We start from the raw sequence: 8170 nt of genomic DNA, 5'->3' as shown, positions 1-8170 counted from the left end.
TATGGGCTGGGTGATGGGCTCGAAACAAAACGCCGGGCCCTGCGGTGGCCGGTAGATCAGGCAGAAGTGCTGCGCGGCGCCACCGTCGTGTTCGAAATCCGGCATGGACGCGGTGAGCTGCAGACCCCGCTCGGGCCACTCGATACGGGCGCTGCCGCCCCAGCCGGTGTAGCCGTTGTCGATCAAGTCCCCGTGGGCGGACATGCCCTGGTTCAAATCCCAGCCCGGCGGAAACTGCGGGGTGTGTGCCACCGGTATCGGATCGTCACCACACAGCCACACGCCTTGCACCGGCGCCTGGATACGGGTGGCGGGCGTGCGCGGAAACCAGGGGTGCACGCCGATGCCATAAGGCAGCGGTTGCGCGCCCAGGTGGCGCACCTCGACCCGCTGGTCGAGCCCACCATCCACCAGCCGGAAGCTCTGCACCGCCTCGTAGTCGTGGGGATTGCCCTGGAAGCCTTGCGAACGCAGCGTCATGACCAGGGTGTCGTCGGCCGGCTGCGTCAGTGCCCAGGGCTGCAGCCAGGCATCGCCGTGGATCGGATACGGCTCGCCCGCGCGGTTGTTCTGCATCGGGTGAAAGCGGCCATCGTGGTCGAAGCCGCCGCCGCTGATGCGGTTGGACCAGGGCAACATGGGGAAGGAGGCCAGTTGGTACAAGTCCGGCGTCTGGCCGTCCCAGGGCCGCCAGAGGTCGAAGCGACCCTGTGGACCCTCGGGGTGATCGGCCTGCCAGGCCGCCACGCTACCGCCGAGCGAAGGGACCAGCCCCAGGTGTTGACCGGCGTGGTGCAGCCAGACGGTGGGATGGGCGGTGTTGTTCATGTTGGTGTTCTCCAGGTTGAAGGGCTGCGGGAGGACTCTCCGGGGCGCAGTGCCCGGGCCGAGAACCCGGCGGAACCGGCTCTGCCGAGCCGCATCGGGTTGCCCCCTTGGGGGTCGCGCGAAGCGTGGCGGGGGAGGCCCATTTCACCCGCCAAACCCATGGGCGGGCAGACCGGGGCTGTCCACGGACACGGCGAACAGCCCGCCGGCCAGGGGTTCGGCTGCGAGCTGCTCGGGCGTGAGCCCGCTGCGCGCGGTGGAGACAAACAGGGTGCGCAAGTCGGCCCCGCCAAAGCTGCAATTGGTGACGTGGCGGGTGGGCAGCCTCACGCGGCCCAGCTCCTGCGCCGTCACCGGATCGTGGCAACTCACGCAAGCACCGCCCCAGTGCGCGATCCACACCCGGCCCAGCGCGTCCGTGGTCATGCCATCGGGCACACCGTCGCCGGGTGCGAAGCGGTTCCACAGCCGCTTGTTCGACAAAGTGCCGGCGGCCGCGTCGAAGTCGTAGCAGTAGGTGCTGGCATTCACCGTGTCGTTGAAATACAGGGCCAGGCCGCGCGCACCCGACGCCCAGGTCGGGCCGTTGGTCACCACAAAGCCCTGGTCGTGGCGCGTGCAGCGGCCGTCCGGATCGTAGCGGTACAGCGCGCCGGTGGGCGCTTCACAAGCAAAGTCCATGCTGCCGGCCCAGAAGCGGCCCTGCGCATCGCATTTGCCATCGTTGAAGCGGTTCCCCGGCGGCTCGTGCCCGGGCTGGTGCAGGTAACGCGGCTCGCGGTCGGTGGCGGGGTCGAACACCGCGAAACCCCGGCGCAGGGTCACGATCAGGCCCGGCGCGTGGGCACGCTCGGCCAAGGCCGAAATTTCCTCGGCAAAAGTCCAGCTGGCGTGGCCACCACCGACCGGGTCCAGCCGGTGCAAGCGGCAGGCCAGGATATCGACCCAGTACAAGACCTGCTCGCGCACCGACCAAAGCAGGCCTTCACCCAACTCGGCGCCCAAGGCCTGCAGACAGCGCCAAGGCCCGATCACGGGCGCGGAAAAGGTGCTGGCCTGCGGACGGCCCGAAGCGGTTTGCTCGCTGCTCATAGCGGTCTCCGATTGTTGTTTCTGCACATGTCCGATGAATGCCTCTTGACTCCGCGCATGGTATCAACGCAAATTGATATCTGTAACTCCATTTTTTCATATTCATTGATATCAACATTGCAATGACGAACCCAAGCACTACCCCTCTGAAGCACCCGTCCACCCAGCCAACATGGGGGGATCTCGCCCATTTCCCCAGCCTGCGTAAGCGCTCGGTTTTCGTGACCGGAGGCGGCAGCGGCATCGGGGCCGCCATCGTCGCGGCCTTTGTTGAACAGGGCGCACGCGTCGGGTTCGTGGATGTGGCCGAACAAGCCAGCGAAGCCCTGGCCCAGCAATTGTCCGACGCCGGACACGAACCTCCCTGGTGGCGCGTTTGCGACGTGCGCGACGTGGCCGCACTCCAAGCGGCCATGGCGCAGGCGGCCCAAGCCTTGGGGGATTTTTCGGTACTGGTCAACAATGTCGCCAGCGACGACCGCCACAGCCTGGAATCCGTGACGCCGGACTACTACGACCAGCGCATGGCGATCAACGAACGTCCGGCCTTTTTTGCCATCCAGGCAGCGGTGCCGGGCATGCGGCGGCTCGGCTCGGGCTCGGTGATCAATCTGGGCTCCACCGGCTGGCAGACCAAGGGCGCGGCCTACCCCTGCTACGCCATCGCCAAGTCGTCGGTGAACGGCCTCACGCGCGGGCTGGCGAAAACCCTGGGCCAGGACCGTATCCGTATCAACACCGTATCGCCCGGCTGGGTCATGACCGAGCGCCAGATCCAGCTCTGGCTGGACGCAGAGGGCGAGCAGGATATCCAGCGCAACCAATGCCTGCCCGACAAGCTGCGGCCGCACGACATCGCGCGCATGGTGTTGTTCCTCGCATCGGACGACGCGGCCATGTGCACGGCCCAGGAATTCAAGGTGGATGCGGGCTGGGCCTGAATTTGACCCACCCCCGCCGCGCTGCGCGCGACCCCCTCAAGGGGGCCCCGGCAAAGCCGGTTCCTCGGTGCCCCTGGAATAAGGCACGTCGCGCCAGCGCTGACGCAGGTTGCCGCCCCCCAGGGACAGACGGTGGGGAAATGAAGGGGAGCCCGCTCCCGATCCTGCACTGCCGTGTGGCCGGGCTGAGCAGCGCAGGGGCGTGGGGATCAGAAATTCGCATGTCCGAAGGCCGCGCAGCGGACAAGTTTGCGAATTTCCCCCACGACGCGAGCAGCGCAAGGAACCGCGCAGCGGCCCGGACTTCGGCTCGCCTTTTCTTTGGGTACTGTTCTTTTGGCGAAGCAAAAGAACAGTACCTCACCCGCCGGGGCGAGACCCGGCCAAATCAAGCTTCAGGAGAAAAGAAAGGTCCGCGCGCAACAGAGGTGTTTCACTCCAGCTCCAGGCGCCGCCCGTACTGGGTCAGGCTGGTCTGCTTGAGCGCCTTCATCATCACTTTGGCCGCAGGCGAGAGCAGGCGGTCGGAGCGGGTGATGATGCCGAAGGCGTCCATGTGACAGGGCACGGCCAATGGCAGCACCGAGACGATGCCGTGTGAGGCGTAGTAGTGCGCCACGTCGGCCGCCAGCACGGCCACCATGTCGCTTTGCTGCAGCATGCGCGTGATGAACAAAAGGGCCGAGGTCTCGATGGTGTTGATGGGCGGCGCCAGCCCTTCTTGCTGGAACATCAGATCAAAGCGGTGCCGCAACACGCTGCCTGCGGGCGGCACGATCCAGCCGGCCGTGAGCACGTCGCGCAGGCTCAACCCGGTCATGCCCAACAAGGGATGGCCCGGGCGGGCGATGGCGCAGATCAGTTCTTCGGTCAGGGATTCGTAGCGCAAATGGGTCTTGTCGTGTTCGGCAAACAACCGCCCCACCACGATGTCCAGCTTGCCCTGCTCCAGCCGGTCCAGCAGCACCGGGCTGGTCTCGATATCGAGCGAGATGCGCAGACTGGGATGCTCTTGCTTGACCAGCGTCACCGCCGCCGGCAACAGGCTCAGCCCCGGCGAGGTGATGGCGCCAATGCCCACCTGTCCGAAATGTCCGCTCTTGAGCGCGTTGAGCTCTTCGTGCGCCTGGTTCAGGCTGCCCAGTGCCATGCGGGCGTGCCGGATCATGGTCTCGCCATACCAGGTGGGGCGCATGCCCCGGGGCAGCCGCTCGAACAACGACACCTCCAGCACGTCCTCCAGATCCTTGAGCAGCTTGGACGCCGCTGGCTGGGTCATGCTGAGCACCTGGGCCGCGCGGTGGATGTTGCCCTCTTCGGCCAGAGCGACCAACAGCAGCAGCTGGCGGGTTTTGAGGCGCGCGCGAATGAACCAGTGGTTGTAGGTGCTCATCGGGTTTTCCAGAATGCCTTTATTGATATGCATTTTGCACAAAAAACGATTGGATCGATATCCAAATAAAACCTAGACTTCATCGCCAAACCAAAACAAGGGACCAGATGAAGCTAGGCGACATGCAACACAACCCCAGGCACCTCATCAACGGGCGCTGGGAGATCGGTACCACCACGGGGGTGAGCACCAACCCGTCGGACACGCGTGAAGTGGTGGCCGAATACGCCCGGGCCGATCGCAACCAGGCCGAGCAGGCGATCAAGGCCGCGGCCGACGCGCTGCCGCAATGGAGCCACAGCACCCCACAACGCCGGGCCGACGCGCTGGACTTCATCGGCAGCGAACTGCTGGCCCGCAAGGACGTGCTGGGCGCACTGCTGGCGCGCGAAGAAGGCAAGACGCTGGCGGAGGGTGTGGGCGAGGTGGCCCGCGCCGGACAGATCTTCAAGTTCTTCGCCGGTGAAGCCCTGCGCGTGCCCGGCGAACTCATGGCCTCGGTGCGCCAGGGCGTTCAGGTCGACGTGACGCGCGAACCCGTGGGCGTGGTGGGCATCATCGCGCCCTGGAATTTTCCCTTTGCCATACCGGCCTGGAAGATCGCCCCGGCTCTGGCCTACGGCAACACCGTGGTGTTCAAACCCGCCGAACTGGTGCCGGCCTGCGGCTGGGCACTGGCCGAGATCATCAGCCGCTGCGGCCTGCCCGCCGGTGTCTTCAATCTGGTGATGGGCAGCGGCCGCGAGGTCGGCCAGACCCTGGTGGACCACCCCCTGGTCGACGCGCTGAGCTTCACCGGGTCGGTGTCCACGGGCGAGCGCATCCTCCAGTCGGCCACGGCGCGGCGCGCCAAGGTGCAACTGGAAATGGGCGGCAAGAATCCGCTGGTGGTGCTGGCCGATGCCGACTTCGAGCAGGCCATCGAATGCGCGCTGCAAGGCTCTTACTTCTCCACCGGCCAGCGCTGCACCGCGTCGAGCCGCCTGATCGTGGAGGCGCGCATACACGACGCCTTCGTGGCCCGGCTGCGCCAGCGGCTGGAAGCGCTCAAGGTAGGGCACGCGCTGGAGCGCAGCACCGAGATGGGCCCGGTGGTGGACGCCGACCAGCTCGAGCAGAACCTGGGCTACATCGAGATCGCGCGCAACGAAGGGGCCGAACACGTCTGGGGTGGCGAGCGGCTGGAGCGTCCCACACCGGGGCACTACATGAGCCCGGCGCTGTTTCTGGCCAAACCCGGGCACCGCATTGCGCGCGAGGAAATCTTCGGCCCGGTGGCTTGCGTCTTGCGCGCGGACGGCTACGAGCACGCGCTCAGTCTGGCCAACGACACCCCCTTTGGCTTGTGCGCAGGCATTTGCACCACCTCGCTCAAGCACGCCATGCATTTCAAACGCCATGCCGAAGTCGGCATGACCATGGTGAACCTGCCCACAGCGGGCGTTGATTTTCATGTGCCGTTTGGTGGGCGCAAGGAATCGAGCCACGGCTCGCGCGAACAGGGCCGGTACGCGGCCGAGTTCTACACCACGGTCAAGACCGGCTACATGCTGGCCTGACCGATCCTTCTGCAAAGCCTTTCCCTTTCAACCAGGAGACAAAACCATGCAACTGAATCGACGAACCCTTGCCACCGCCATCGCTTGTGCCCCGCTGGCCGGCCTGCTGCCCGCAGCCGCCTGGGCCGAAAAACCCATCGTCCTGGGCTTCAGCCAGGTCGGTGCCGAAAGCGAATGGCGCACCGCCAACACCGAGTCCATCAAGTCGGCCGCCAAAGAGGCGGGCATCGAGCTGAAGTTCTCCGACGCACAGCAAAAGCAGGAAAACCAGATCAAGGCGATCCGCTCGTTCATCGCGCAGAAGGTAGACGTGATCGCGTTCTCGCCGGTGGTCGAATCCGGCTGGGAAAACGTGCTGCGTGAAGCCAAGGCCGCCAAGATCCCGGTGGTGCTGACCGACCGCGCGGTGAACGTGAAAGACACCTCGCTGTACGTCTCCTTCATGGGCTCGGACTTCGTCGAAGAAGGCCGCAAAGCCGGCCGCTGGCTGGTCGACAAGACCAAGGACCAGAAGGGCGATATCAACATCGTCGAGTTGCAAGGCACGGTGGGTTCGGCCCCCGCCATCGACCGCAAAAAAGGCTTCGAGGAAATCATCAAGGCCGATCCCAAGTTCAAGATTCTGCGTTCGCAGACCGGCGACTTCACCCGTGCCAAAGGCAAGGAAGTGATGGAAGCGTTTCTGAAAGCCGAGGGCAAGAAAATCAACGTGCTCTACGCGCACAACGACGACATGGCGATTGGCGCGATCCAGGCGATCGAAGAGGCCGGCCTCAAGCCCGCCAAGGACATCACCATCATCTCCATCGACGCGGTCAAAGGCGCGTTTGAAGCCATGATGGCCGGCAAGCTCAACGTGAGCGTCGAATGCAGCCCGCTGCTGGGCCCGCAGCTGATGGCCGCCGTGAAAGACCTCAAGGCCGGCAAGACCTTGCAAAAACGCATCGTGACCGAAGAGGGCATCTTCCCGATGGAAATCGCGGCCCAAGAGTTCCCCAAGCGCAAGTACTGATCCGGCCAACGGATCGCCCTTCACGCGCGTCGAGCGGCGCGCGTTTTCTCACAATATCGGAGACCATTTCATGAAGCGTGCAACCCTCAAGGCCGTGCTGGCCGCTCTGGCCCTGGGCGCCGTCGGCGTCTCGCCGATGGCGCTGGCACAAGACAAAGGCAGTATCGGCATTTCGATGCCCACCAAGTCCTCGGCGCGCTGGATCGCCGATGGCGACAACATGGTCAAGGTGCTGCAGGAGCGCGGCTACAAGACCGATTTGCAATACGCCGACGACGACATCCCGAACCAGCTGGCTCAAATCGAGAACATGATCACCAAAGGCGCCAAAGTGCTGGTGATCGCCTCCATCGACGGCACCACACTGTCACGCGTCTTGCAAAGCGCGGCCGACAAAGGCGTCAAGGTCATCGCCTACGACCGCCTGATCAAAGGCTCCAAGAACGTCGACTACTACGCCACGTTCGACAACTTCCAGGTCGGCGTGCTGCAAGCCGGCTCCATCGTCGACAAGCTCGGCCTGAAGCAAGGCAAGGGTCCGTTCAACATCGAACTCTTTGGCGGTTCGCCCGACGACAACAACGCCTTCTTCTTCTACGACGGCGCCATGAGCGTGCTGCAACCGTACATCGACAGCGGCAAGCTGGTGGTGCGCAGCAAGCAGCTGGGCATGAACAAGGTCGGCACGCTGCGCTGGGATGGTGCGGTGGCGCAGGCGCGCATGGACAACCTGCTCTCGGCCTACTACGGCCAGGACAAGATCCACGCGGTGCTCTCGCCTTACGACGGCTTGTCGATCGGCATCCTGTCGTCGCTCAAAGGCGTGGGTTACTGCTCGGCGCAGCAGGCCTGCCCGGTGGTCAGCGGCCAGGACGCCGAAGTCCCTTCGGTCAAATCGATCCTGAAGGGCGAGCAGTACTCCACCGTGTTCAAGGACACGCGGGAACTGGCCAAGGTCGCGGCCAATATGGTGGACGCCACGATCTCGGGCAAACAACCCGAGATCAACGACACCAAGACCTACAACAACGGCGTGAAGGTCGTGCCTTCCTACCTGCTCAAGCCGGTGTCGGTGGACGCATCGAACTGGAACAAGGTGCTGGTCGGCAGCGGTTACTACAAAGAGTCGCAGATCAAGTAAGCCCTCGCCACCACGCACCCGCCCCGCGCGCGCCGATTCGGCCGCGCGGGCGGTGCATCCATTTTCCCGCCCTCACGCACACGGCTCGATCATGATTCTCGAAATGCGGAACATCCGCAAAACTTTTCCCGGCGTGGTGGCGCTCGACCAGGTGAACCTGCAGGTACGCGCGGGTGAGATCCACGCCATCGTGGGCGAAAACGG

Annotated in this window: 7 protein-coding genes; 4 read left to right on the top strand and 3 right to left on the bottom strand. The window is 64.6% G+C overall.

What is annotated here, in order from left to right; translation table 11 throughout:
- The coding region (locus ABYB95_RS12250) for an aldose 1-epimerase (protein WP_372658832.1) at positions 1-828 on the bottom strand (828 nt) is incomplete at its 3' end.
- Between the two features lie 144 nt (positions 829-972).
- Positions 973-1920, bottom strand: a complete 948-nt coding sequence (locus ABYB95_RS12245) for an SMP-30/gluconolactonase/LRE family protein (RefSeq protein WP_372658831.1) — start codon at positions 1918-1920, stop codon at positions 973-975.
- 122 nt (positions 1921-2042) lie between these two features.
- On the opposite strand from ABYB95_RS12245, the gene ABYB95_RS12240 reads away from it, so the two are divergent.
- A complete protein-coding gene (locus ABYB95_RS12240; RefSeq protein ID WP_372658830.1) occupies positions 2043-2861 on the top strand; it encodes an SDR family NAD(P)-dependent oxidoreductase in 819 nt (272 codons plus the stop codon).
- A gap of 433 nt (positions 2862-3294) precedes the next feature.
- Here ABYB95_RS12240 and ABYB95_RS12235 read toward each other — a convergent pair whose 3' ends face one another.
- Complete coding sequence (locus ABYB95_RS12235; protein ID WP_372658829.1) at positions 3295-4254, bottom strand: LysR family transcriptional regulator; 960 nt, start codon at positions 4252-4254, stop codon at positions 3295-3297.
- A 107-nt stretch (positions 4255-4361) separates the two neighbouring features.
- Here ABYB95_RS12235 and ABYB95_RS12230 point away from each other — a divergent pair, with 107 nt between their 5' ends.
- The 3 genes from ABYB95_RS12230 to chvE all read left to right on the top strand — a co-directional run bounded on the left by ABYB95_RS12230 (position 4362) and on the right by chvE (position 7966).
- Positions 4362-5813, top strand: a complete 1452-nt coding sequence (locus ABYB95_RS12230) for an aldehyde dehydrogenase family protein (RefSeq protein WP_372658828.1) — start codon at positions 4362-4364, stop codon at positions 5811-5813.
- Between the two features lie 46 nt (positions 5814-5859).
- A complete protein-coding gene (locus tag ABYB95_RS12225) occupies positions 5860-6825 on the top strand; it encodes an ABC transporter substrate-binding protein (protein ID WP_372658827.1) in 966 nt (321 codons plus the stop codon).
- A 70-nt stretch (positions 6826-6895) separates the two neighbouring features.
- The gene (chvE, locus tag ABYB95_RS12220) at positions 6896-7966 is read left to right on the top strand and encodes a multiple monosaccharide ABC transporter substrate-binding protein (protein WP_372658826.1); all 1071 of its coding nucleotides are present in this window, start codon (positions 6896-6898) and stop codon (positions 7964-7966) included.
- Positions 7967-8170: the final 204 nt, after the last annotated feature.

This window comes from Hydrogenophaga sp. (genome assembly GCF_041633695.1).
Lineage (GTDB): Bacteria > Pseudomonadota > Gammaproteobacteria > Burkholderiales > Burkholderiaceae_C > Hydrogenophaga.
The sequence above is the reverse complement of the archived record's forward strand: the minus strand, read 5'-3'. Positions and strand labels throughout refer to the sequence as shown.